Origin of the sequence: Microbacterium sp. PAMC22086 (genome assembly GCF_019443525.1) — a bacterium.
GTDB classification, from domain to species: domain Bacteria; phylum Actinomycetota; class Actinomycetes; order Actinomycetales; family Microbacteriaceae; genus Microbacterium; species Microbacterium maritypicum.
The window spans coordinates 1,168,234-1,193,065 of the sequence record NZ_CP080380.1 but is presented as its reverse complement, the minus strand read 5'-3'; the positions used below and the strand labels follow the sequence as shown (position 1 = coordinate 1,193,065).

The window sequence follows — 24,832 nt, the reverse complement described above, 5'->3', positions numbered from 1 at the left end:
GGGAGCCGAGGGGTAGCTTGTGAGCGTGTCGACAGATTCGAGGAGCGAGCGGGCATCCCGCACCCCGGCCTCCCTCGACGCGGCCATCGGCGACATCGACTGGACGACGCCGCCCCCCGGGTCGGTGCGGTCGCGGTTCTCCGCCCCGAGCGGTGAGCTGTCCGTGATCTCGATCGGCGACCCGGGACATCCGCGGGTGGTGCTGGTGCCGGGGGCGACGGGGTCCAAGGAGGACTTCGCTCTGATCCTGCCGCTGCTGGCGGAGGCCGGCTACTTCGTGCAGTCGTTCGACCTCGCTGGGCAGTACGAGTCGCACGCCGCCGGTGCGAACTCCGCCTACACCTACGAGCTGTTCATCGGCGACCTGGTCGCATTCCTCGAAGCGGGCACACCCGCACATCTGCTGGGGTATTCGTTCGCCGGCACGGTTGCTCAGCTGGTCGCCGTCCACCGCCGGGACCTCGTGCTCTCCCTCGCGCTGCTCACCACACCTCCGGGGTCCGGCAACGTGTTCGCGAGCATGAAGTGGCTGGGTCCCCTCGCCCCGATCGCGAGCCCACGGCGCGGAGCCGGCCTCATGATCTGGGGGATCGTGACGAACAAGAACCGGGTCCCGCCCCGGCGGTTGGAGTTCGTGCGCTCACGGTTCGCGCTCACGAGCAGGCGCAGCGTCGACGAGATCGTCGGCCTCATGATGATCGCGCCCGATGTGCGCAGCCGCGTGCGGGATCTGCCCGTGCCCAAGCTCGTCGTCGCCGGGTCGCATGATCTGTGGCCCCTCGCCGCCCACGAGCGGTACGCCCGCGACATCGACGCCGAGTTCCGCTCGTATGCGACCGGCCACAGCCCGAGCGAGACCACCCCGCATCAGCTCGCCGCCGACCTGCTCGATCTCTACGCGCGGGCTCGCGACTGAGCCACCGACGGCGTCACCGGCCGACCGAAGAGCGCTCGGCCTCGCGGCGAGCCTGGCGTCGCCGGTGCAGAGGCTCTTCCGACAGGTGCAGCCGCACGGTGGGCACCACATAGCTCAACCGCCGTCGGAGCGACGCCCAGTCCTGGAACGGCCGCGCCGAGACCTCGACCACGAGGCTTCGATCGCGCAGCACCGTCATCCCCGGCCGCACGTGGAACGACAGGTCGAAGTCGTCGTGAATGTTCTGCTCCTCGCGGTGCACCTCCCCGCTCAGCATCCGCCAGGCGGCGGCGCGCATCGCCATGTTCGATCCGTAGAGGGGCGCATGCCCGAGAAGCGGACCCATCGCGGCGTACATGCCGCCGATGTAGAGGTGCGCCCCCATCCAGTGCACCAGGGGCGTCGCACCGTAGAAGCGCGGCTCCCCCGTGACGAAGTCGACGTCGTCGCGGGTGCGGAACGTCCGCTCGATCCGCGCGATCCAATCCGGCCCCGGGCGGGAATCGGCGTCGAGCCGGGCGATGATGTCGCCCGTCGCCGCGTCGTAGCCGGCCGCCGATGCGCGAGGAATCCCCCGGATCGGCTCGCTCACGACCCGTGCGCCGAACCGCTCGGCGACGGCGGCCGTGTCATCGCTACTGCCGTTGTCGACGATCACGATCTCGTCGGCCTTCCGGGTCTGCCGGGCGAGGGCGCTCAGACACACCTCAAGCAGGCGGGCGTCGTCGCGCACCGGGATGACGACGGAGACGGAACGCGGGAACACGGTCGTCATCGTTCTCCTCCCCTGCACGGCTCGGCACTCAGACACAGTCTCCACCGTGGACGACCTCGCCGGGCGATTGAGCGAGGATGGTCGCGGATGTCCGGGGACGTTGTTGCGTGAATGGCTCGTGACTGCTGAGGGGTGAAAGCCTCCGGGTGCGACAGTACTCTCCGACAACGGCTCCGCCTACAAGTCCCACGCCTGGGCCGACGCCTGCACCATGCTCAACATCCGCCCCCAGAAGACCCACCCCTACCACCCACAGACGAACGGGAAGATCGAGCGGTTCCCGCACCCTCGCCGACGGCTGGGCCTACGCCCGCTTCTACGAATCCGAGACCGAGCGACGAGCAGCACTACCCACCTGGATGCACTTCTACAATCATCACAGGCACCACTCCGCCATCGGAGACCCACCCATCAGCAGACTCAACAACCTGCCTGGACATCACAACTAGTACACGGTCCCCATCGCCTCGCGCACCTCGTCGAGGGTTGCGTCTGCGATCGCCCGGGCGTGCTCGTTGCCTCGACGAAGCACGCTGCGCACGATCTCGCCGTCTGCAGCGAAGCCTCGACGCCGCTCCCGCAGGGGTGCCAGGAAGTCGTTCACCGCCGTCGCAGTGACCTTCTTCAGTTCGCCGCTGCCGCCGTCACCGATGTCGTCCGCCAGCTCCTCGGGCGCGACGTCGAGGCACAGGGCGGCCGTCGACAGCAGCGCCGAGACGCCCGGCCGATGCTCCGGATCGAACGTGATCCGCCGATCCTGATCCGTTCGGGCACGGCGGATCGCGGCGACGGTCTCGTCCGCCGTCATCGACAGGGCGATCGCGTTGCCGTAGCTCTTCGACATCTTCCGACCGTCCAGCCCCGGCACCTCCGGCGCCGCGGTGACCAGGGCATCGGGAACCGGGAAGATCGGGCCGTAGCGCTCGTTGAACCGTCGGGCGATCACCCGCGTCATCTCCACGTGCGGCAGATTGTCCTTTCCCACCGGCACCAGGTTGCCCTTGCAGAACAGGATGTCGGCGGCCTGATGCACCGGATAGGTCAGCAGCAACCCGCTCAGCGCACGCCCCGAGGCCTCGAGCTCCGACTTGACCGTCGGGTTGCGGTGCAGCTCGGCCTCGGTGACGAGACTGAGGAACGGCAGCAGCAACTGGTTCAGCGCAGGGACCGACGAGTGCGTGAAGACCGTCGTCCGCTCCGGGTCGATCCCGGCTGCAAGGTAGTCGAGAACGGCCCCGTGCACGTTGTCGCGCACGTGCGCCGTCGTATCCCGGTCGGTGATGACCTGGTAGTCGGCGAGCACGAGGAACGTCTCGACCCCCGCTTCCTGCAGCCGCACCCGCTCCCGGATGGTCCCGAAATAGTGCCCGAGGTGAAGCGCCCCGGTCGGGCGCTCGCCCGTGAGCACACGGAACCTCTCCGGGTGCCGGGCCACGGCGTCGGCGACCTGCGTCGATCGCTGCGCGGTCGCGGTGAACGAATCCATCTGTCTCTCCCTGAATCGGGAGCCGCACGGAGTTCTCGGGTGCTGTCACGAACTGCCGTGCAGCCCGTGAACATGCTTCAACCGGCTGCTATCGCAGCCACCACCATGCGGAGCGGTTGAAGTTCATGCCACAGATGCTATCGCGCACCGCGACCACGGGCTCACGGGGTGAGCCGGTGCAGGTCGCGCGGGAAGAGCGTCACCTCCCGGATGTTCGACGCCTCGATGAGTCGCGACACCCAGCGCTCCAGACCGATCGCGAACCCTCCGTGCGGCGGCATGCCGTGCGCGAAGGCCGAGAGGTAGGAAGCGTACGCGTCGGGCGACTCGCCCCGCGCCTCGATGGCGGCGACGTAGTCGGAGTACCGATGCCGTCGCTGCCCACCGGTCACGAGCTCGAGGCCGCGGAAGATCAGGTCGAAGCTGTTGCTCCACCGCGGGTCGTCCGGCTGCGGGTGCGTGTAGAAGGGCCGCTTGCGCATCGGGTACCCCTCGACCGCGATCACGTCGCTGCCGTACCGCTGCTGGGCCCACTCGCCGAGGGCGCGCTCGTGCGCCGGTGCCAGGTCGGGCTCGTCATCCGGGGCTCCGACCCGCCGCAGCGCGTCCTGGAAGTGGATCACCGGGATCTCGTCGGGGATCGCGGGAAGCGCGAGGCCGAGGCGCGCGACCGCGTCCCCGCTCTCGGTGCGGATACTCTCGATCACGCCGAGCAGCACCCGGTGCAGCAGCGCGAGCACATCGCGGTGGTCGCGGATGAAGCCGAGCTCGGCGTCGAGGGAGACGTACTCGGCGAGATGACGCACCGTGTCGTGCGGTTCCGCGCGGAACACGGGGCCCGTCTCGTAGACGCGCTCGAAGACGCCGACGAGCTGCTGCTTGAAGAACTGCGGACTCTGCGCGAGGTAGGCGGTCGTGCCGAAGTAGTCGACCGGGAACACGTTCGCTCCCGACTCCGTCACAGAGTCGACGAGCTTCGGCGTCTGGATCTCGGTGAATCCCTCGGCGTCGAGCGTGCGACGGAATCCACGCAGGCTCGCCGCAGCCAGCTCCCACTTCGCACGCTGAGCGGGGTGCCGCCAGGTCACCGCCGCATGGTCGAGCACCGTGGGAAGCGCGGCGTCGAGAGTGGGCCGCCACAGCTCGACCACCGGGGTGCGGGCGGGCTCCGAGAGCAGGGTGATCTCGGGTGCTGTCACCTCGATGCCACCGGGGGCGTGCGCGTTCGCGGTCGCGGTGCCTTCGATGCGCACGACCGTCTCCTCACCGGGCAGACCGGCCGTCGGGAGCTGCTCGGGTCGGAACACGATCTGCGCGAGTCCGGTGCGGTCGCGCAGGATCAGGAACGAGACGGTGGCGAGTTCCCTGCGCCGGTGCACGTGTCCCATGAGGGTGATCCGTGCGCCGGAGGGCGTGTCGGGAAGCTGAGTGGCGAGAGTGCGAGCGGGGTCGGTCGGCGACATGATTCCTCCAGGTGGCGAAAGCCCTGGAGGTGCGGGCGGGGGCTAGATCGCGGTGCCACCACACCTTCGCCGATCGCTCATCGGCCTCTCGTCGATACGCCGGACGCGCGAGCCGCCACCTTCCCCGGAGGGCCGGGGGTCGTCACTCCCCCGCAGCTGCTGCGGCCATCGTAGCATCGCGCTGGACCGCTCCCGCGGCGGGCGTTTCGCTCGCCTACTCGCTGTCGAGGAAGACCCCGACCCGTTCGCCGTCGTACACGAACTGCAGTGCGGTCGCTGCGGGGAAGCGCTCGCTCAGCTCCTTGGGGACATTGCTGTCGAAAGGCACCTCGACGGTCGCGGGGAACGTGCCGACGGCGCAACCCGTGTATACGGGTCCGTCGTAGCTCCATCCGTTGGAGGAGTCGAACTCCTCCGCCCTCGGGATCTGGTCGGACCTGGCGATGGTGAAGCACTCGCTTCCGATACCCCCGCCGCCGTATCCACCCGTGGTCTCCACCAGAGCCAAGCCGTAGAAGTCGAACACAGCGGAGCTCGGGCCTGCTCCCATCCACCCCGCCGGGACCTTGAGTGTCGATGTCGCGTCGAGTGTGGTGATCTGCGGAGCCCCCGAAGACGAGGCGACGGGGGTGACCTTCACGAGTGCGAAGGTGACGGCCGCCGACATCACGGCCGCCGCCACAATCGCGACCACCCACAGGATCCTGGTCGTGCGCACCGTGAACCAGGCCGCCAGCTTCTCGGCTGGTTCCTGTTTCGGCGCGAGCGGATCCGTCGCATCGACGGCGGCATCGGCGAACACGTCGAGTTCGTCCTTCTCCGCTTCCTGCGCGCTCTGCTCCGGCCGCGCATGCCTTCGAAGGGGCTCGGGTGGTCGAATCGACTCGGGCTGCCGCAGGGCTCGATCTCCGCCGCGAAGGCGTCGGCGTCACTGGCGGATGCCCTCGGCTTCGTCATCGCCTCCAGCTGCTGGAGGCGATGCAGGGCGGCAGGATCGCTCTCGATGTCCGCCGTCGGACCATAGGCGCGGGCCCGGAGGGCGCGAAGCTCTTCATCAGCCGCAGTGCTCATCTCCGGCATCGTCTCACAGGCCGCCGGGTCAGCCGCAGAAGGCCGAGGCCGAGTCCTTGAGCTGCTCGATCGCCTCGACCGTCTCCGGGGCCTGCAGGTCTGTCATGCCGCCGATCTGGGTGGCGCCGGAGCGGATGAGGTCGCCCAGCTGTCCGTCGACGTTCGCCGCGAGCCCCTCGAGCGATGCGACGAGCTCGTCGCGCGCCGCGTCGGCCTGCTCGGCCGAGATCTCGCCCTGGTCGAGCAGCGCCTGGTACTGCCCGTAGGCGTCGTCGATCGTCGTGCACGTCGCTTGGACGTCGACCCCGATCGCGTCGCCCGCCATCTGCGTGACCTGCGAGCAGCCGGAGAGGAGTCCGGCGGCGAGGACGAGAGGAAGGACCACGATTCGGCGCATGGCCTGAGGGTAGCGGCTCGACCTGACGGCATCCTGCAGCCGATGTCGTCGCGGATGAACGGCGTGCCGAAACGCGCGACCTCGGGCGGGAACATGACGATCGGCGCGGCTCGTGGGTCAGGAGCTGCCGGCCGTCGCATCCAGCTTCGCCATCACCTGGTTGATCGTGAACGACGCCGACTCCTGCCGCGCGGGGAACTCCACGAGACTCTGCAGCATCCGCGCGACATACGCCTGCGCCGGCACGAACAGGAAGATGTGGTCGAGCACCCAGTCCCAGTAGGTGTTCGACGTGATGTCGGCCCGCTCGTAGGGGTCTGTGCGGAGGTTGAACAGCTTCGGGAAGCGCAGCTCGATGTATGGCTCCTGCCAGACGAGCAGGGTGCCGGCGGCGCGCTGCTCGAGGAACACGACCTTCCAGTTCTCGAACCGCAGCGCCGTGAGGTCGCCGTCGTCCGACACGTAGAAGAAGTGGCGACGCGGGCTCTGTTCGACGGCACCCGTGATGTAGTCCAGCTGGTTGTTCCCGTCGAGGTGCACTCTGAAATCCGTGCCGTGCAGCTCGGTGCCTTCCTTCAGGCGCTCGGCGATGTCCGCATCTCCGGCCGCGGCCAGCAGCGTGATGAACCAGTCGTTGTGACTGACGATCCCGTTGAGCGTCGTCCCCGCCGGAATGCGCCCCGGCCAGCGGACCATCGCGGGCACGCGGTAGGCGCCCTCCCAATTGGAGTTCTTCTCGTTGCGGAACGGCGTCATCCCGGCGTCCGGCCAGCTGTTCATGTGCGGGCCGTTGTCGGTGGAGTACATGACGATCGTGTTCTCGGCCAGCCCGAGCTCGTCGATCAGGTCGAGCAGGCTTCCCACGATGTCATCGTGGTCGAGCATCGTGTCGTGGTAGTCCGACTGCCAGCGTCCGGCGCGCCCCTTGCTCTCTTCCTTGGTGTGGGTGCGGAAATGCATGTGCGTCGAGTTGAACCAGACGAAGAAGGGGGTGTCGTCCTGCGCCTGGGTGCGTGCTCCAGGCTAGGATCCCAGGATGTCGGCGACGATCATGGAGCTACCGATGCCCAGCACCGTACGTCTGCGCGCAAGCGCGCTCCTGGTCGCAGGAGTGCTGGCCTGCGCCGGTTGCTCCGCGGCGATGCCCAGCCCGCCGGCGGCTGTCGGCGACGGCTTCCCCGGCACCTGCCTGCCGTCCGAGGTCTCCTGGCCCTCCGACTTCCTCGAGTCCCTGCCCGGAGAATCGGAGGCGATCGGCGGCACCATCGTGGGCCTTCGCCTCGAGTGGGTCGACTCCGACTTCGTGTGGCGGCTGCGCAGCGCCGACACCCGGGTCGACATGTTCGGCGAACGGGTCGACGATCCGGCCTTCGGCAGGGAGTCACTGGTCGACGTCCGCACGCTGGAAGTCATCACGACGGGCGAGACCGAGCTCACCGAGGCGGAGCAGCAGATGAACGGCAGCAGCGCCTACAGCGCGGCCCAGCTCTCGGGCGAGGAATATCCGAGTCCGCTCATCGTCGAGATGGCACGGGTCATGGAAGACGGCTCGCCCGCGTGGCGTCTGACCATGTGCGACACCGCCACGAACGAGATGACCGTCACGACTCTGGGCTGACCCGTGTCTGCGCACATCCCCTCAGCTAACTTGCACGTTCGTGTGCACGTAACGTGTAAACTCGTCCCGTGAAACAGAGCTGGCGGATCTACAAGCGCGACGTCAAGAGACTCTCCCGCGTACCCAAAGCCTGGATCATCATCATCGGGGTGCTCATCACCCCGGCCCTGTACGCGTGGTTCAACATCAACGCGTTCTGGGACCCTTACGCCAACACCGCGAACATCCGCGTGGCGGTGGTCGATCTCGACGAGGGCGCCACCTCCGACCTCACCGGACACATCGACATCGGCGAGCAGGTGACCGAGCAGCTCGAGGACAACGACCAGCTCGGCTGGCAGTTCATGGGCGAGGACGAGGCCCAGGAGGCGGTGAAGAAGGGCGACGTCTACGCCGCCATCGTCATTCCCGCACAGTTCAGTGAGGATCTGCTCAGCATCACCAGCGGCGACTTCACCCAGCCGGCACTGCAGTACTACGTCAACGAGAAGGCCGGCGCGATCGCGCCGAAGATCACCGACGTCGGCGCCTCTGAACTCGACAAGCAGGTCACGACCGCCTTCAAGGAGCAGGTGGCGCTCGCAGCGACGAACGCCCTCAAAGACGTCGGCGACTCCACGGAGCTGCGGCTGCTGAACGCCAGGGACAACACCCTCAACGCCTTCGACCAGGCGACCCAGACCCTCTCGTCAGCGCGCGAGGACCTCGCAGAGACGCAGGAGGGGCTCACATCCTCCCGCGGCTCCCTCTCGTCAGCGCGGGGCACGCTCGGCGACGTCGACACGACGCTCGGCGATGTGCAGAAGTCGCTCGCCCAGACGCAGTCGATCATCGCCGAGACGCAGAAGGAGGTGATCGCCTTCACCGACAGCGCCACCACGGCGTTCCTGAAGGGCACCACCCTGCTCGCCGACGCCTCCTCGAAGGCGAACGTCTCGATCACCCGTCTCACCCAGAGCCTCGAACAGGCGGGGGTACGCATCGACGCCGGGATCGACGACGTCTCGAACGTGCTGAAGGCGAACGAGGCGGCGGCCGCCCGACTGCAGGCGCTTCTCGACAACACCGACCTCAGCGACGACACGAAGCAGCGCCTGACCGAGGTCATCGCCTCGCTCCAACAGCGCAATGCCACCGATCAACAGCTGCTCGCGGATCTGAAGACCCTGAAGGCCGGTGCCTCCGACACCGTGGCTTCCGTTCAGGCGGCAGCCGACGCCGTGGACCGGGCGATGCAGGACACCCGGGATGCCTCGGCGGCGATGCGCGACATCCTCACCCGCACCGTCCCCTCGCTCAACAGCGCCATGTCGCAGCTGTCGGCGAGCGTCGGATCGTTCTCGGCGGCGCTGGACGCGCAGAAGGGCGTGCTCGCACAGGCCGATCAGCTGCTCGCCGGGCTGGACTCGCAGCTCGTGGCCACGTCGTCGGCGCTGCAGAGCTTCGACAACGACCTCGCGGGCATCGAGCAGGGACTGCAGACGTCGCGCACCGACGTCGTCGCCCTCAACGCCGCATCCGAGTGGGGTCTGCTCGGCACCCTGACCGATCTGGAGCCCGAGCAGATCGCCCAGTTCATCTCCTCCCCCGTCGAGGTCGACGAGCATCTGGTGTTCCCCGTCGACACCTACGGGTCGGCGATGGCCGCGCTCTTCACGAACCTGTCGCTGTGGATCGGCGCCTTCGTGCTCATGGTGATCTTCCGCGTCGAGGTCGACACCGAGGGCGTCGAAGACGTCACCGTGCGCCAGGCCTACTTCGGCCGCTTCTTCCTCTTCGCGACGCTCGCCATCGGCCAGGCGCTGATCGTGTGCATCGGCAACCTCATCATCGGTGTGCAGACCGTCAGCGCCGCGGCCTTCGTCGGCACCGGTGTGCTCATCGCCCTCGCCTACGTGAGCATCATCTACGCCCTCTGCGTCGCCTTCGGCCACGTCGGCCGGGGCCTGTGCATCCTGCTGGTGATCATGCAGATCCCCGGCGCGTCCGGCCTGTACCCGATCGAGCTGATGCCCGGGTTCTTCCGTGCGATCTACCCGCTCCTGCCGTTCTCCTACGGCATCGACGCGATGCGGGAGACGATCGGGGGCTTCTACGGCGACCACTACTGGCGCTTCCTCGGCGCTCTCGCCGTGTTCGTCGCTCTCGCGTTCCTCGTCGGGCTCGTCCTGCGGCGCCGTCTCGCCAACTTCACCCTGCTCTTCAACCGCCAGGTGCTCTCGACCGACCTCCTGATCGGCGAGAAGGTGCAGGTCGTCGGCAGCGGATACCGGCTCACCGACGTGATCAGGGCGCTGTCGAACCGCGCCGAGTACCGCGAAGACCTCGCTCGACGGGCAGAGCCGTTCACCCGCCGCTACCCGACGCTGTTGAAGGCGACGGTGCTCACGGGAGCCGCGGGCCTCGTCGTGCTCGGTGTCCTCACCTGGGCGCTTCCCGAGTCGAAGGCACTGCTGCTGGGACTGTGGACCCTCTGGATCCTGCTGGTCATCGGATTCCTCGTGACCATCGAGTACATCAAGCACAGTTTCGAGAACGGCGAGGAGGTCGCCGCTCTCGACGAGGCGGAACTGCGTCAGCTCGCCCTCGCGGGCCCCGCCGGCCATGCGGCGGTCCTGCCCGTCACGACAGCCGAACCGCTGCCCTCGACCTCATCCGCCCCGATCGCCGCGACCGAGGCCGAGGCCCCGGTGACGGATGCGACGGCCGAGCGGGACGAACCGGCCGCCGGTGTCGAGGCCGACGCCCTTCTCACGGAGTGGTTCGGTTCCGAACCACAGCCCGACGCCGCTCCGGAACCGGGCCCCGGCGCCGAACCGGATGCCGACCCCGTGCAGCCCGAGACGACCGCGGCGGTGGACGCCCCGGAGGACGAGGGACCGACACGAACGGCGGAACCGGAAGAGGACGAACCGGAAGAGCACCAGCGAGCAGAAGGAGAGGACCGCGCGTGAAGGACATCCTGCACCTGACACTGCGCGACGTTCGTCACGCCACCCAGAACGTGATGGCATGCATCGTCCTTTTCGGTCTCGTCGTCATCCCCTCCCTGTTCACCTGGTTCAACGTGATCGCCAGTTGGGATCCGTTCGCGAACACGAAGGACCTGAAGATCGCGGTGGCGAGCACCGATGCCGGCTACGAGAGCGACCTCGTCCCGATCCGCGTGAACGTCGGGGAGCAGGTTCTCTCTCAGCTCCGCGGGAACGACCAGCTCGACTGGGTCATCACCGATGAGCACGACGCGATCGACGGGACGAAGTCGGGCGAGTACTACGCCGCGATCGTGCTGCCCGAGACCTTCAGCGCGGACATGCTGACCTTCTACGCCGATGGGGGCGACCGCACGCACATCGCGCTCTACACGAACGAGAAGAAGAACGCGCTGGCGCCGAAGATCACCGGACAGGGCGCGGAAGGGGTGTCGTCCGAGATCAGCGACACGTTCGCCCAGACGCTCGGCGACGTCGCGCTCGGCCTCGTCTCGTCGTTGTCGGACTACCTCACGGATGAGGACACGCAGGCAGCACTCACCCGGGTCGAGGCGCGCCTGGGGAGTGTGGGCGATCAGCTGCGCTCCGGTGCGCACACGGCCGACACCTTCACGGCTCTGCTCGAGGGGAGCCGGCCGCTGCTCGACAGCGCCTCGGCCCTGGTCGACACGGCCGGTGACGCGTTCACGGACACCTCGGGCGCGCTCGGCAGCGGGGTGGACGCCGCGAACACACTGAAGTCCACTCTGCAGACGGCGGCACAGTCGCTCGCCGATGCCCTCGCGGCGACCTCGAACAGCTACGACGCCGTGGGGCAGCGCATCGATGAGCTGTACGCCGCGGGCGACACTCTCAGCGGCGCCCAGGTGCAGGCGATCACCACACTCGCCGAGCGTGTGCAGCAGCAGGCCGATCAGTACGCGGCGCTCAAGAACACGCTGGAGACCGAGGTCGGACCGAACCTGCCGGAATCCGCGCAATCCGACTTCGACGCCCTGATCAGCCGGCTCGACGAGGCGATCGCGCAGCAGCAGGCTCTGCAGGATCGCCTCCAGACGGCGGCGACCGACATCGCCGCCGGCAATGACGCGGCGCAGAGCTCCCACCAGGAGATCTCCGCCGCCATCGCCGAGGCCAAGAAGGCGCTCGCCGATGCACGGAGCACCTACGACAACGGCCTGAAGGCGCAGCTGAGTTCGCTGTCGACGACTCTCTCCCAGATCGGGTCCGATGTCTCGGCGATCCGCTCCGACCTGTCCGGCATCACCTCGGGCCTGTCCGGTGCCTCCGATTCCGTGCTGTCCACGCTGTCGCGCGCTCAGGAGGCCACGACGCAGCTGTCGGCATCGCTGAACACGATGGCCGACAGGTTCGACGCCGTCCAGCAGTCGATCGCGAAGGCCGCCGACACCGGCGACCTCAGCGAACTGACCGGCGCCGACCCCGGTGTGCTCGCCACGTCTCTCGCCGAGCCGGTGCGCCTCGACCGCACCGCGGTCTTCCCCGTGGCGGGATTCGGTGCGGCCATGGCGCCGCTGTACATGATCCTCGCGCTCTGGGTGGGCGCGCTTCTGATGACCGTGACCATCCGCGTGGATGTGAACGCCGAGACGCTCCCCGACCGCCCTGAGCTCACACCGACGCAGAAGTACCTCGGCCGCTACGGCATCTTCGGGCTGGTCGGTCTCGCACAGAGCACGCTGCTGACCCTCGGGCTGATCCTCTTCGTCCAGGTCGAACCCGCACATCCGCTTCTGCTGATCCTGGCGGGGTGGGCGATCTCGACCGTGTTCACACTCATCGTGTACACCGCGGTGGTCGCTTTCGGCAATGCGGGCAAAGCGCTCTCGGTGCTGCTCCTGGTGATCCAGATCTCGGGCTCGGGCGGCGCGTACCCGCTGCAGCTGCTGCCCGACTGGTTCCAGAGCATCAGTCCGTTCCTTCCCGCGACCTACGCGGTGAACATGGTGAGGTCGGCGATCGCCGGCGTCTATCAGGCCGACTTCTGGTGGGCGCTGGGTGCACTCGCGCTGTTCATCATCCCGGCACTGCTCCTCGGGCTCGTGCTGCGGCGCCCCCTGATGACGTACAACCGCAAGCTGGTCGAAGCCCTCGCGTCGACCAAGCTGATGTCCTGATCCCCGCGACTCCGCGAAAGGGTCCGAAGTGACCGCACCGAATCCGCCGCGTCGACGCGACGCCCTGGCCAACCGCGAGGCCCTGCTGCGCGCGGCGCAGTCGGTGCTCGCGAGCAACCCCACGGCGTCGCTCGACGCGATCGCGCAGGCCGCAGGCCTCACCCGCCGAGCCGTCTACGGCCACTTCGCCGACCGCGACACCCTGCTGCGGGAGGTGATCGCCGCGGGTGCTCAGCGCTTCAACGCGATCGCCGAGACCACCGACGAGTCCGACCCCCGCGTGACCCTGGCACGGATGGCGACGCGTCTGTGGCGGGAGGCCTCCGCTGTGCGCGCCTCGGCCAACATCGCCCTCGACGACGCGCATCTGACCGACACCGTGCTCGCCCTCGCGCCGCTGCGTCACCGCATCCGCGATCTGACCCGGACCGGTGTCGACTCCGGGGCGTTCCGCGGCGATATGCCCGCCGAGCTGCTCGCCTTCCTCATCGAGGAGACGGCGCGAGCCACGCTGCGCGAGCTGCGGCTCACCACTGCCGACGCCGACTCGACCGTCGTGCGCGTCGTGCTCAGCATCGTGGGGCTCTCGTGGAGGGAGCAGGCCGAGCTCATCAGCGCGCACCCCGAAATCTTCGCCCAGGACTGAGCCCGCGGGCGAAGCGCGAGACCCGTGATCGACGTCGATGAGCGGGACGCCCGAGGGGATGGCGCGCACCGCGCCGACGACGCCAGTCCTCGCGTCCGCGCGATAGCAGCGTCGCCGCCCGTGCGTCAAGGGACGGCGGACGATAGGAGCGCTCGCCTCGTGCGTGCGTATCGTGGAGGACACGAAGAGTCGCTTCAGCGCTCTGAGTCGGTCGAACCGGCGCGCATTCGGATTCTCTCTCGGGTCTGGGATGCGGCCCGGGGGTCGGTGCGCATGCGCAGCTTCTCACTCGATTTCGCCGGTCCTCCGCGTTCGGGTCGCGGAGGACCGGACAGTCTTCCCCCCGATCGACGGTATGGACGGGAGAATGGACGATATGTCCGCGAGATCCCGCCGGCCGCTGCTCTCCTCCGTGCGCCGCCTGCTGCACACCGATCCCTCGGCGGTCGCGCACACCGAGGCCATGCCGGTCATCGACGAGCGCACGGTTCCCCGGGTGCTCGATCTCGCCACGCGCATCGGAGAATCGATGTTCGCGGTCGGGGCCTCGGCGCACGAGGTCACGCTCGCCATCACCCGGGTGTGCGACGCCTACGGGATGCGGGGCGTGCAGGTCGACGTCACGTACAACTCGATCACGGTGTCGTTCCATCTGAGCGGCGAGGTCTGGCCCGAGACGCTCGTGCGCGTCGTGCGCGTCACCGCCCCCGACCACGCGAAGCTGCAGCGCGTGCAGGCCCTGGTCGCCGACATCGACGGTGGACTCGACCTCGAATCCGCACGCACGACCTTCCGTGCCATTCGACGGATGCCGTTCCGCTACCAGCAGCCCGTCGTCATCGTCGCCAGGGCACTTCTCGCCGTGGGCGTGAGCATCATGCTGGGCGCCTCGCCGATCATCGTCGGCCTCACCTTCGTCGCGGCCCTGTGCGCCGCACTCACGCAGGCCGGTCTCGCCCGACTGCGCGTGCCCCTGTTCTTCAGCCAGATCGCCGGAGGGTTCGTGACGACCGTCGTGGCCGTCGTGGTCTCCGCCCTCGGCACCGCGGGGATAGAGCCGTTCGTCGGCATCCGCCCTTCGATGATCGTCGCCTCGGGAATCGTGCTGATGCTCGCCGGCCTCACCGTGGTCGGTGCGGCACAGGATGCGATCGACGGCTTCGCGTTGACCGCGGGCGGACGCATCCTCGATCTGACCATGCAGACCCTCGGCGTGGTGATCGGCATCCTCGTCGGCCTGGAGTTCGGCGGCGTCCTGGGGTTCACCATGGGCCTGCCCGACGACGACCCTGCGCCGTTCGGCCCGCTCGTGAACCAGTTCGCAGGGGCGATCATCATCGCGGTGGCCGTGGCCGTGTTCAACGGCGCCGGCCTCCGCATCATCCTGGTCAGTGCGCTGCTCAGCGCCGTCACTCTCGCGGGCTACTCCGCCTCGGTCGCGCTGAACCTGCACCCGGCTGCGGCGAGCGCGATCGGCGCCCTGCTCGCGAGCTTCCTCGGGATGCTGATCGCCCGCAACCTCCACGTGCCCTCGGTCGCGGTGACCACCGCGGCGATCGTGCCCCTCGTTCCCGGTGTCGCCGTGTTCCAGGGACTGCTCGAGATGGTCCACGCCGCCGGCACCTCCACCGGCATGCTGCTCGCCGGCGGGTCGCTCAACGATGCCGCGGTCATCGGCATCGGCCTGGCATCCGGCGCGTCACTCGGCCTGTACCTGGGCACCCCGGTGCGCGCCACTCTCGCGAGCGTCGCGAAGACCCGCGCCCGCGTGCGCCGCTGACCCCACCCGGAGCGGTTCCGCGGCGCCCCCGCCGAGAGTCGGAGAGCCGAGAGTCGGCTGGGGATTCCAGTGCTCGACGCCCGTTGCCGCATAGGCTTCCCACGTGACTCCACCCCCGCCTCCCCCTCGGCGGACCATCACGTGGATCGCCGGCGGTGTCTTCGCCTGCGCCACGGCCGTCGTCTTCTGGGTCGTGGCGGTGTCTTCTGCCTCCTCGGGGGCGGCATCCGTCCTGATCGGACCGCTCGACGAGCTCAGTCTTCTCACTCTGTCTGTACTCCTGGCTTTCGGCTCCCTCGGCGTCGGCCTGTGGAGCATCGAAGCGCCGCGGAGGATGCTGCCGCTGAAGGTCATCGGCGTCGTGCTGGCCACGTGCGCCGGGGCCCTCGCTGCGCTCGCTGCGGTCTTCACCGTCGACGCGAACGTGACGCCCGTACTGCACAGGGGCTGCGACACCGGGTACGTGGTCGTCGAGCGCTCGTTTCTCATGGGATCGAGCGGCACGGTGTACCGGCAGGACGGGGCGTTCATCGTCACTCAGGTCGGGTGGTCATCCGGTGACAACGGGCACCAGCCGTTCTCGATGGGCGGCTACGCCGTGACCGAAGAGCGCGGCATGCTGACCGTCTCCTACGCCGTCAACCGCCCTGTCGCGAGCACGGGGGTCACGGCCGGTTCCGGCACGTCGCTCTCGCTGCCGGTTCTCGACGACCGCTCGCCGCAGTGCGGGCTGCACACAGCGAGGAGCGCCGATCAGGCTCCGTACCCGCCGATCCCCTCCCCCGAAACGGAGAAGTTGACGGTGGAGAACGTCGACGGCGCGATGAGGGAGATGATCGGCGCGTCGTTCGACGCCGCTGCGGGAGTGGTCGTCGATGCCTCGGGTGCGCCGTTGGACTCTTCCTCGCTGCCCTTGTCGTCGACACCCTGCACGGAAGGCCCCGGCACGCAGCGCGAAGTGCAGATCGCGTTCCGCACCGACGACAACAGCCGATCTCTGGAACGGATTCTGGCGGTGTGGGACCAGGCTGGCTATGCGAAGGACCGGGCGATGCAGGAGGACATCCGCTACAGCGAGAGCCTTCCGGTGGCACGCGTGGGCATCAAGGACACCTCGAGCCTCGATGGGCTGATCCACCTGACGTCGACGTCGGTCTGCATCCCTCCCGCATAGCGTTCCCGATCGCTGCGCGACCGCGGGACGAGTTGAGCAATATATCGGCTCCGACGTACAATTCTGCTGAGTTCTGGCGGGCTGAAGAGCGCCCGTTGACCGCGCGGATGCCCGACCGGCACCGCCCGGGGGTGGTGCGCTCCTCGGCAGCCGATACCGGCCAACCGATTGGAGTGTTGAGATGTTCACGATGCCCGATCCCCGATTCGAGCTGAGGAAGATCACCGATACCGAGTGGCTGATCCTCGATCACCGCTATGCCCAGGATGACTCACGGCGCACGGTCGCCTGCGTCTATCAAGTCGATGCCGTCGAGGTCGAGGTCGTCTGGTTGCGCGACCTCCCGCTCGCGAGCTCCTACATGTCCGCAGCCGATGTGCTGGAAGACGTGCAGCGCTTCTACGCGCCCCGCCGCGCGGGTCGTCCGATCCCGATCCCGCACCTGCCACCCCTCGCCACCGCCTGACGGCGGCTCACGCGCAGACGGAATTCTCCGGGTGGACGCGCCCGCCTGTCAACGGGCAGGCGGGTGCGTCTCGCAGAGGCGAGACTGATCGATCACCACATCCATCGATCGGAGAATCTGATGTCAGACCCGCAGAACCACGACGGCGACACCCCCGAGGTCGAGGCCGAGGGGATCGATCCCGACATGCCCTCGACCGATGACTCCGACGACGATGAGGAAGACGACGACGAAGGTCTCGACGTCGCCGATCTGCCGTAGCGGTCCCGCGGACGGGAGACGCAGTGGCGGGTCAGCCCTGTCCGGGCTTTCCCCACATCTCCCCGGGGGCGAGGGACGGACATGTCGCGGACGCGCTGAGGGCGGCGACCTCTGCGCGGATCGCGACGCCCGACTCCGCCTTCGAGACGGTGTAGACGATGCCCTGCTGCGACTCATCGGCCGGGATGTAGCCCACGAGCACGCCGTCGAGGTTCGGGTCCTCCTCCCACGGTGAGCCCCCCGCCGTGCTGACGAGGTCTGCCGTGGGGTTCTCCCGCAGCCAGTTGGCAGCCCCCGCCACTGTGGAGTCGGCGAGGGTCCAGTAGCCCTCGATCTCGGCGACCGGCCGGCACGGCCACCCCTGATACGAGTTGAACGAGGTGGGGCTGTCCGCCACGCGCACGGCTCCCGGTGGCACCACGGCCGCGTCCAGCCACGCCTGCGCCTGCTGCTCCGCGGCGGCATCGTCTCCTGAGGTCTCGACACTCGGAGATGCGGTGGGTTCGCTGGTCGGGGCTGCGGCATCGTCACCGGCGCCGGTGGCGCACCCCGTCAAGACGAGGAGGGCGGAAAGGCTGAGGATCAGAGCGGAGCGCCGGTGCATGCCCCCACTATAGGGAGCGCGGTCCCCGCCGATCTCAGGCGAGCGGGTGGCGCGCACGCCTCCGGACGAGGAGCATCGCACCGGCCGACGCGAGCGCGATTCCGAACGCGACGAGCCCGGGGCCGCCCCCGCCGGAGCGGGCGAGCTCTGCGGGAAGTGTCTGGTTGCCCTGTGCGGCAGCCGGAGGCGGGAGAGCGACGACCTCGCGCGTGAGCGTCTGACGCTCCACCGGCACGGCGCCGCCATGAGCATCAGGGCTCGCGGCCTCCACGTCGACGACGATCGCTGCGCCGCCCGTGATCACCAGGGCGGAGAACGACACGGTCACGCTGTCTCCGGGCGCGATCGCTCCCGTCCAGCGCAGCACGTCGCCCTCGACAACGGCGACGCCCGTGGTCGCGCCGATCGGACGATCGATGCGAGCCGCCCGCAGCAGCGATGCCAGGTTGGCGGTGAGGGTCGCATCCGTCAGCGGTACGTTCCCGCTGTTCGTGAGCGTGAACTCGTAGCCGACCCGGTCACCCGGCCGCAGCGACGTGCCCTCAGCCGGCGATGCGGTCGTGTCGAGGTCGAGTCGCGGCGACGCCGCCTCGGTGACGCCGATGCCTGCGCTTGGCCCCGTGTACATCAGCAGGGTCGACGTCTGGGTCGATCCCGAAGGATCGTGGAGTGCATCCGAGACGCTGCCGATGGTGTTGAACAGCCCCACGAACCGACCGGCCTCCGGCACCGCGGGGTTGTCGGCGGGGAGGTAGGTGACGGCATCCGTGACCTCGCGCGGGGACGAGAGCAGATAGAAGGCACCATCGATCGGGTTCGGGATCGTGGCGCTCACGACCGGGACACCATCGAGGGAATCGTCGCAGTCGAGGATGTAGTCGGAGCCGGCGACGAGAACGGTGCCGCCGCTGACGGGGATGTTCACGGGTCCGGGGTCTGCGGCGAACTCGCGCAGCTGCACGGCGTCGCAGTCCGGTGTCGATCCGCTGAACGGAGGGCTCGGGTCGGCGCTCGCGGTCACCCACTGTCCGCCCCGTGCGGCGAGCGCGGAATCGCCCTCCGCCTTCGTCTGGACGACGAACCTCCCGACCGAGGAGGGCGTCGCACCGTGGACCCAGTGCCCACCGACGTGCTGGAACAGGTCGATGGACACCCCGTAGGCGACGTCGACGGTGTGACGCGCACCGTCCGCGGCGAACTCGGCGTGGTAGATCCCTCCCCCGGCGGCGAGGATCCCGCTGCCGACGACCTGGAGGAAGAACGTGAACGTGCCGCTCACCTTCCTGCTGTTCGCGGCGGCCTCGGTGAACGTTCCGGTCATCGTGTCGCCGTCGGCGCCGTGGGCGGTCACGACGACGTCGACGAGGGCCGCTCCCGACGCATCCACGATCGACGCATCTTCGCTCAAGACGACCCTGGCACCGGCGGGCGCGCGCACTTCGAAGGTGTCGCCGGCGTTCGGGAGTTCCCGCTCCACGGTCAACGTGACGGCGAGGAAGGGCAGGGCAGCCGACGGGACCAGCGGATTCGACGCCTCATACAGAGCCACCGAGATGTCCGTGACCGTGGGGGCGGGTTCCGCGGCGAGCGCGGGGGCGTCGGCGATGCCGGCGATGCTCGCGGCACCGACGAAGAGACCGACGACGAGCGCGAGCGCGGATCGGCCGAGGGAACGACGGATCCCCGACGCGCGGAAGACCCCTGACACCTCGCTGATGTCGCCTATCCGAGCTGGTCGAGGACGAGTTCTCCGCGGGCGTTGAGGTTCTCCATCATGCGCTCGATCCGCTTCGTGTCGATCTCCGGCATCCTCGAACCGTCGAACGCGAGGATCAGCGCGATCGCCGGATGCATCCAGATGGTGAGTCGGCCGGCGGGGTTCTTCTCCTCGGGCAGCCAGGTCATCATGAAGCTCTCGTGACGGCGGAGCTTCGTGCCGATCACGATCTTCAGGTGCGCCAACGTCGCATCATCGACCTCGATCGGAGGACGAGAGCTGTTGTACTCGAGAGTTCCCATGGTCTGAGAATACGCGCTCCCGCGTGCCGCATCTCGTGTCGGCGCCGGGTCTCGATCGGGGATCGACGTGCACCCGTCGAGATCCGACCCGGTAGATCAGGCCCCGGCGGCGGTGAGCTCCTCGCGAAGCAGAGCAGCGCCCGCGCTGAGCGCTCGCAGCTTGCCGCGTGCGAGGTCACGTGACAACGGCGCCAAGCCGCAGTTCGTGCTCGGGATGAGCTTGTCGGCGTCGACGAAGCGGAGCGCGTTCCTGAGGGTGTCGGCGACCTCCTCCGGGGTCTCGATCGTGTGGCTTGCCACATCGATGGCTCCGAGCATGACCTTCTTGCCCCGGATGAGCTCGATCAGGTCCAGCGGAACGTGCGAGTGGTGGCTCTCCAGCGAGACGATGTCGATGCTGGACTGCTGCAGCAGCGGGAAGAACTTCTCGTACTGCCGCCATTCCGAGCCGAGAGTCGCCTTCCAGTCCGTGTTCGCCTTGATCCCGTAGCCGTAGCAGATGTGCACCACGGTCTCCGCGCGCAATCCCTCGGCCGCCCGCTCGAGCATTGCCACGCCCCAGTCCTGCACGTCGTCGAAGAAGACGTTGAACGCCGGCTCGTCGAACTGGATGATGTCCACCCCGGCCGCCTCGAGCTCCTTCGCCTCTTGATTGAGGATCGTCGCGAACTCCCAGGCCAGCTTCTCGCGGCTCTTGTAGTGGCGATCGTAGAGGGTGTCGATCATCGTCATCGGGCCGGGCAGTGCCCACTTGATGGGCTGATCAGTCTGCTGGCGGAGGAACTTCGCGTCTTCGACGAACACGGGCTTCTCGCGGCTCACGGCGCCGACGACCGTCGGCACGCTGGCGTCGTACCGGTCGCGGATCCGCACGGTCTCCCGCTGGTCGAAGTCGACGCCGGAGAGATGCTCGATGAACGTCGTGACGAAGTGCTGGCGCGTCTGCTCCCCGTCGCTGATGATGTCGATGCCGGCCTGGCGCTGCTCCTGAACGGCGATGCGGAGCGCATCCTGCGTGCCCTCAACCAGGGCGTCGCCCTGCAGTTTCCACGGAGACCAGAGCGTTTCCGGCTCGGCCAGCCACGACGGCTTCGGAAGACTGCCGACGATCGAGGTGGGAAGGAGTGTGTGCATGATCGGTGATTCTCCGTTGGTCATCCGACGGGGACCAGGCACGCGTCGGAGTAGTCGGCGGCCCACTGCTCGAGCAAGGCACCGTGCGGCTTCATGAGATGCGCGTCGGCATACTGCCCCTGCTCGGTCGCGAGCCGACTGCGCTCGTCGCGGTCGTAGGCGATCTTGGTCACCGAGTAATCCTGCTGCTCCAGGGTCGGCCGGTAGATGCTCGCGGCTTCCGAGTTCGCGTTGTAGATCTCGGGCCGGTAGATCTTCTGGAACGTCTCCATCGTGCTGATCGTGCCGATGAGCTGGAGGTTCGTGTAGTCGCCGAGCAGATCGCCGCGGAAGTAGAACGCCAACGGCGCGACGCTGCCGCGCGGCATGAAGTACCGGACGGAGAGGCCCATCTTGCCGAAGTACTCGTCGGTCAGCGAGGGGTCCTTCTGCTCGTACTCGACACCGAGGATCGGGTGGTGGTTCTCGGTGCGACGGTAGGTCTTGCTCGTCGAGACGCTGATGCAGATCACGGGCGACACGGTGAAGCGCTCCTGATAGGCCTCCGAGTCGAGGAAGTGCTGGAACAGCTTGCCGTGCAGCTCGCCGAAGTCGGCGGGAACGCTGAACCCTCCTGCGGCCTCGCTGGCCGCCGGCAGTCGCACGCTGAAGTCGAAGTCGCGGATGTAGGACGAGAAGTTGTTCCCCACGATGCCGTGGCTGCGCGACCCGGTGAGACGGTCGAGGACATGGATGTCCAGGACCTCGAGCAGCGGGAACTCCTGGTCCTCGCCCTCCGCGGCGAACTGCACCGCCACCGAGACGATCTCGAGTTCGACGCTGTAGCGGTCCCGGTCCGGGTTGTCCCAGTGCGCCAGATCGTTGAACCGACGGTCGATCATCGTCAGGGCGTTGCGGAGATTCTGCTGTCGATGCTCCCCCCGCGCCAGGTTGGCGAAGTTCGTGGTGATGCGGGAGTTGTCCGACGGTGAGTAGTCCTCGTCGAAGCGGGTCGTCGTGATGCGGAAGGTGAACTCGTGTGCCATGAGGGTGCCAATCGATGAGCTGATCGGCCGGGCTCGGCCTCGCGAAAGGGGATACCTCCATGGTGCGGTGCGAGCAGCCCTATCGAGTAATGCGCCGCGACTATGCCGTGCCATAGGCTGAAGCTATGGTCAAGCGTTCGAGCGGCATCACGCTGCAGCAGCTCACCTACTACATCGAGGTCGCCGCGGAGGGCTCGATCAGCGCCGCCGCCGATCTGCTCTACGTCGCGCAGCCCACCATGTCCGCCGCGATGAAGGACCTCGAGAGCAGAGTGGGGCGCATGCTCCTCCTCCGCTCCGCCCGCGGCGTGACGCTCACCACCGACGGGGTGGAGTTCCTCGGATATGCCAGGCAGGTCGTCGAGCAGGTGGCGCTCCTCGAACAGCGCTACCTCGGCCGACCGCCGTCGCGACGACTGCTCGGAGTGTCGACCCAGCACTACTCGTTCGCGGTCGACGCGCTGGTGCGGATGGTGAAGGCGACCTCGGCGGCGGAGTACGAGTTCTCGCTGCGCGAGACGCGCACGTGGGACATCATCGAAGACGTCCGGACCCTCCGCAGCGAGCTGGGGATCCTCTACCGGAGCGACTTCAACCGCAACGTCATCGACAAGTTGCTCCGCGACTCCGGTCTCGCGTTCCATCCGCTCTTCGTCGCGGAACCGCACATCTTCATCTCCCGCAAGAACCCCCTCGCCGCTCGAGAGCGCGTGACCCTCGCCGATCTCGCCGACGTGCCGAGGCTCACCTTCGACCAGGGCGCGAACAACTCCTTCTACTTCGCCGAGGAGATCCTCTCCACCCTCTCCAGCCCGCGGGACATCCGCGTCTCCGACCGCGCGACCATCTTCAACCTGATGATCGGGCTCGACGGATACACCATCTCGACAGGCATCATCAGCGATGACCTCGATCCCGAGATCGTCGCCATCCCGCTCGACGTCGACGAGAACATCGAGATCGGCTGGATCGGCCACGCGGCGATCCCCCTCACCGAGCAGGCGCAGCGCTACCTCGCCGAACTGCGCACGGTCGTCTCCGGTTTCGGGGTGGAGCTGCTCGGCTGAGGTCGTCGGCGTCGACAGCTGCATCGGTTCTCAATCCGGTCAGGGCACGCGGAGTTCGCGTATCGGCTCTCGGCGGCTGGCGATCGTGGCTGGAACAAGCGCGGCGATGAGCGCTGTGACCATCGTGAGGACACCGAGTGCCACGGTGAAGGTGAATCCCGGCCAGGGGTCCCCTGTGGCTGCCAGGACGAGGAACGAGACGATCGTGCCGATGACGATACCGACGGCTGCGAGGATGACCGTCTGGGTGAGGAGAAGTCCGATGATCAGAGCGCGGCTCGCGCCGAGCGCTCGTCGCCGGCCGAAGTCCTTCCGGCGCATCATGACGAGGCCGTACAGCAGTATCGCGACGAGCATCCCGGTAAGCGCGAGCAACGCGAGCACCAACCCACGCGAGAAACTCCCGAGTTGACCTTCGATGAGCCCCCGCAGTTGCGCGAGTGCTTCGCTGGTCTGCACCGTGACTTTCGTCGGATCGGCGGCGGCAAGCACTGACAGTGCTGCTTTACTGACGGGCGAGACCAACTCTGGGCTCTCGGCAATAATCACCAAGACGCCGATCGCCTCGTCGCCGCTCGCCTCAGGTTGAGGAACGAGGACGACGGGCTCGAGTGGGCGCAGAAAATCGGGCACATCGAGGCGTCCGCCGATTCCGTACGAGGCCCCGCTGGTCAGGGTAATCCCCCCGGATCGGTCCGGCATACCGAGCTGTTCGAGTGCGGGACCGGACGCCCAGGCGAGCCCGCCGGGAATCGGGGAGTCTTCGGGAACTCCGAGCCGGTCGAGCTGATCGCCATACGCGAACCGCACCGGTACGCGCAATCCATCGACGATGGCGCTATTGGTGGCATCGACTGCCGACGAGAATCCTGCCGACCATTCGATGCCCTCGATACGATCGATACGATCGAGAACGCTGCTCGTGACGCCCGCGCCCGCATCGGCACGCACGACGATGGAGCGCGTGCCGGCAGAATCGATGGATCCGAGCACCTGCTGCTCAGCACCGACGGTGCGTCCTGTGGTGAGCATCACAGCGAGGACCATCCCGACCACCATCATGATCGTGACGATGGACGCGACCGGTTGCGATCGTGCGGAAGCTGTCGCCTCGCGGATCACGGAGCCGATCACAGTCGGATCTCCACGTCGCTCGCCGCTGCGACCTCAGGGGAATGGGTGACGACGATCACGGTGTTCCCGGCGGAGGCGTGCATGCGCAGTGCATCGATGACGAGAGAACTCGTGGTGGGATCGAGGTTTCCCGTCGGTTCGTCTGCGAGCAATATCGCAGGCTCAGACAAAAGGGCTCTACACAGGGCGATTCGCTGGGCCTGCCCTCCAGAAACCTGCCCCGGCTTGCGATGCGCCGGCACGTCCACTCCGAACCGGTCCAAGAGCTGCGAAGCCCGCCGCTCGGCCTCTTTTCGAGGCTCCCTCCTGTAGAGCGCAGTTTCGGTGACGTTGTCGAGGACAGAGCGAGTGGCGTCCAAAGCCGCGTCCTGGAAGACGAAGCCGAACTGGTGAGAACGCAATCGAGCGCGTTCCGCGTCCGGCAGACCGACGACGTTCCGCCCGCCAAACAGCACTTCACCACTGGATGGGTCCAGCATGAGGCCGAGCAGGTAGAGGAGCGTCGACTTACCTCGTCCCGAGGGGCCGGTGAGCGCCGTTACGCATCCCACCCTGAATCGCGCCGACCACTCATCCAGCACGGCCTGTCCACGGGAATACCCGAAGGTGATATCGCGGGCCTCCAACAGGACATCATCTCTTCCCATCAGCCACGTCCTGTACTC

The 24,832-nt window shown here is 67.8% G+C and carries 23 protein-coding genes and 1 pseudogene; 11 read left to right on the top strand and 13 right to left on the bottom strand.

Annotation, left to right across the window (positions count from 1 at the left end):
- Positions 1–19: 19 nt before the first annotated feature.
- Complete coding sequence (locus tag KY497_RS05885) at positions 20–916, top strand: alpha/beta fold hydrolase (protein ID WP_141387705.1); 897 nt, start codon at positions 20–22, stop codon at positions 914–916.
- A 13-nt stretch (positions 917–929) separates the two neighbouring features.
- Here the strand turns inward: KY497_RS05885 and KY497_RS05880 are convergent, their stop codons facing one another.
- A complete protein-coding gene (locus KY497_RS05880) occupies positions 930–1,691 on the bottom strand; it encodes a glycosyltransferase family 2 protein (protein ID WP_218682407.1) in 762 nt (253 codons plus the stop codon).
- A 154-nt stretch (positions 1,692–1,845) separates the two neighbouring features.
- Between KY497_RS05880 and KY497_RS05875 the strand changes: the two are divergent.
- Positions 1,846–2,140, top strand: a pseudogene (locus tag KY497_RS05875) (integrase core domain-containing protein); the annotation flags it as partial.
- On the opposite strand, the gene trpS reads toward KY497_RS05875, so the two are convergent.
- The 5 genes from trpS to KY497_RS05850 all read right to left on the bottom strand — a co-directional run bounded on the left by trpS (position 2,137) and on the right by KY497_RS05850 (position 7,068).
- Positions 2,137–3,177 (bottom strand): tryptophan--tRNA ligase, encoded by a 1,041-nt coding sequence (gene trpS / locus KY497_RS05870; protein WP_219870060.1) that lies wholly within the window; start codon positions 3,175–3,177, stop codon positions 2,137–2,139. The pseudogene KY497_RS05875 and the gene trpS overlap by 4 nt on opposite strands.
- A 161-nt stretch (positions 3,178–3,338) precedes the next feature.
- Positions 3,339–4,640, bottom strand: coding sequence for an aspartate--tRNA(Asn) ligase (gene aspS, locus KY497_RS05865; RefSeq protein ID WP_219870059.1), 1,302 nt, complete (start codon positions 4,638–4,640; stop codon positions 3,339–3,341).
- 214 nt (positions 4,641–4,854) lie between these two features.
- Positions 4,855–5,442, bottom strand: a complete 588-nt coding sequence (locus KY497_RS05860; RefSeq protein WP_219870058.1) for a hypothetical protein — start codon at positions 5,440–5,442, stop codon at positions 4,855–4,857.
- 297 nt (positions 5,443–5,739) lie between these two features.
- Positions 5,740–6,108: a hypothetical protein gene (locus KY497_RS05855; protein ID WP_219870057.1), complete on the bottom strand. Its 369-nt coding sequence runs from the start codon at positions 6,106–6,108 to the stop codon at positions 5,740–5,742.
- Positions 6,109–6,225: 117 nt separating this feature from the next.
- Positions 6,226–7,068: a sulfatase-like hydrolase/transferase gene (locus KY497_RS05850; protein ID WP_258185929.1), complete on the bottom strand. Its 843-nt coding sequence runs from the start codon at positions 7,066–7,068 to the stop codon at positions 6,226–6,228.
- A gap of 76 nt (positions 7,069–7,144) precedes the next feature.
- Here KY497_RS05850 and KY497_RS05845 point away from each other — a divergent pair, with 76 nt between their 5' ends.
- From KY497_RS05845 to KY497_RS05810, 8 genes are all read left to right on the top strand, one after another.
- The gene (locus KY497_RS05845) at positions 7,145–7,726 is read left to right on the top strand and encodes a hypothetical protein (RefSeq protein ID WP_219870056.1); all 582 of its coding nucleotides are present in this window, start codon (positions 7,145–7,147) and stop codon (positions 7,724–7,726) included.
- 68 nt (positions 7,727–7,794) lie between these two features.
- On the top strand, positions 7,795–10,680 hold the full coding sequence (locus KY497_RS05840) for a YhgE/Pip domain-containing protein (protein WP_219870055.1): 2,886 nt from the start codon (positions 7,795–7,797) through the stop codon (positions 10,678–10,680).
- On the top strand, positions 10,677–12,857 hold the full coding sequence (locus KY497_RS05835; protein ID WP_219870054.1) for a YhgE/Pip domain-containing protein: 2,181 nt from the start codon (positions 10,677–10,679) through the stop codon (positions 12,855–12,857). The genes KY497_RS05840 and KY497_RS05835 overlap by 4 nt, the downstream gene beginning before the upstream one ends.
- 28 nt (positions 12,858–12,885) lie before the next feature.
- Positions 12,886–13,503 carry a TetR/AcrR family transcriptional regulator gene (locus KY497_RS05830; RefSeq protein WP_141387719.1) on the top strand — a complete coding sequence of 206 codons (618 nt, stop codon included), beginning with the start codon at positions 12,886–12,888 and terminating at the stop codon, positions 13,501–13,503.
- 376 nt (positions 13,504–13,879) lie between these two features.
- Positions 13,880–15,283, top strand: a complete 1,404-nt coding sequence (locus tag KY497_RS05825) for a threonine/serine exporter ThrE family protein (RefSeq protein WP_219870053.1) — start codon at positions 13,880–13,882, stop codon at positions 15,281–15,283.
- Positions 15,284–15,386: 103 nt separating this feature from the next.
- Positions 15,387–16,457 (top strand): hypothetical protein, encoded by a 1,071-nt coding sequence (locus tag KY497_RS05820; protein WP_141387724.1) that lies wholly within the window; start codon positions 15,387–15,389, stop codon positions 16,455–16,457.
- A 190-nt stretch (positions 16,458–16,647) separates the two neighbouring features.
- Positions 16,648–16,923 (top strand): hypothetical protein, encoded by a 276-nt coding sequence (locus KY497_RS05815; protein ID WP_307723093.1) that lies wholly within the window; start codon positions 16,648–16,650, stop codon positions 16,921–16,923.
- A gap of 120 nt (positions 16,924–17,043) precedes the next feature.
- Positions 17,044–17,184, top strand: a complete 141-nt coding sequence (locus KY497_RS05810) for a hypothetical protein (protein ID WP_164743714.1) — start codon at positions 17,044–17,046, stop codon at positions 17,182–17,184.
- 31 nt (positions 17,185–17,215) lie between these two features.
- On the opposite strand, the gene KY497_RS05805 is transcribed toward KY497_RS05810, so the two are convergent.
- From KY497_RS05805 to KY497_RS05785, 5 genes are all read right to left on the bottom strand, one after another.
- On the bottom strand, positions 17,216–17,788 hold the full coding sequence (locus tag KY497_RS05805; RefSeq protein ID WP_219870052.1) for a hypothetical protein: 573 nt from the start codon (positions 17,786–17,788) through the stop codon (positions 17,216–17,218).
- A 34-nt stretch (positions 17,789–17,822) separates the two neighbouring features.
- Positions 17,823–19,496: a hypothetical protein gene (locus KY497_RS05800; RefSeq protein ID WP_219870051.1), complete on the bottom strand. Its 1,674-nt coding sequence runs from the start codon at positions 19,494–19,496 to the stop codon at positions 17,823–17,825.
- Between the two features lie 14 nt (positions 19,497–19,510).
- Positions 19,511–19,807: a hypothetical protein gene (locus tag KY497_RS05795; RefSeq protein WP_218681916.1), complete on the bottom strand. Its 297-nt coding sequence runs from the start codon at positions 19,805–19,807 to the stop codon at positions 19,511–19,513.
- 96 nt (positions 19,808–19,903) lie between these two features.
- On the bottom strand, positions 19,904–20,941 hold the full coding sequence (locus KY497_RS05790; protein WP_219870050.1) for a methionine synthase: 1,038 nt from the start codon (positions 20,939–20,941) through the stop codon (positions 19,904–19,906).
- 20 nt (positions 20,942–20,961) lie between these two features.
- On the bottom strand, positions 20,962–21,966 hold the full coding sequence (locus KY497_RS05785) for a DUF1852 domain-containing protein (protein WP_141387735.1): 1,005 nt from the start codon (positions 21,964–21,966) through the stop codon (positions 20,962–20,964).
- Between the two features lie 125 nt (positions 21,967–22,091).
- On the opposite strand from KY497_RS05785, the gene KY497_RS05780 reads away from it, so the two are divergent.
- On the top strand, positions 22,092–23,033 hold the full coding sequence (locus KY497_RS05780) for a LysR family transcriptional regulator (RefSeq protein ID WP_219870049.1): 942 nt from the start codon (positions 22,092–22,094) through the stop codon (positions 23,031–23,033).
- Positions 23,034–23,072: 39 nt separating this feature from the next.
- Here KY497_RS05780 and KY497_RS05775 read toward each other — a convergent pair whose 3' ends face one another.
- Entirely contained in the window at positions 23,073–24,167 is a 1,095-nt protein-coding gene (locus KY497_RS05775) for an ABC transporter permease (RefSeq protein WP_141387739.1), read from the bottom strand.
- Positions 24,164–24,814, bottom strand: coding sequence for an ABC transporter ATP-binding protein (locus KY497_RS05770; RefSeq protein WP_141387741.1), 651 nt, complete (start codon positions 24,812–24,814; stop codon positions 24,164–24,166). Before KY497_RS05770 ends, KY497_RS05775 begins: the two co-directional genes overlap by 4 nt.
- Positions 24,815–24,832: the final 18 nt, after the last annotated feature.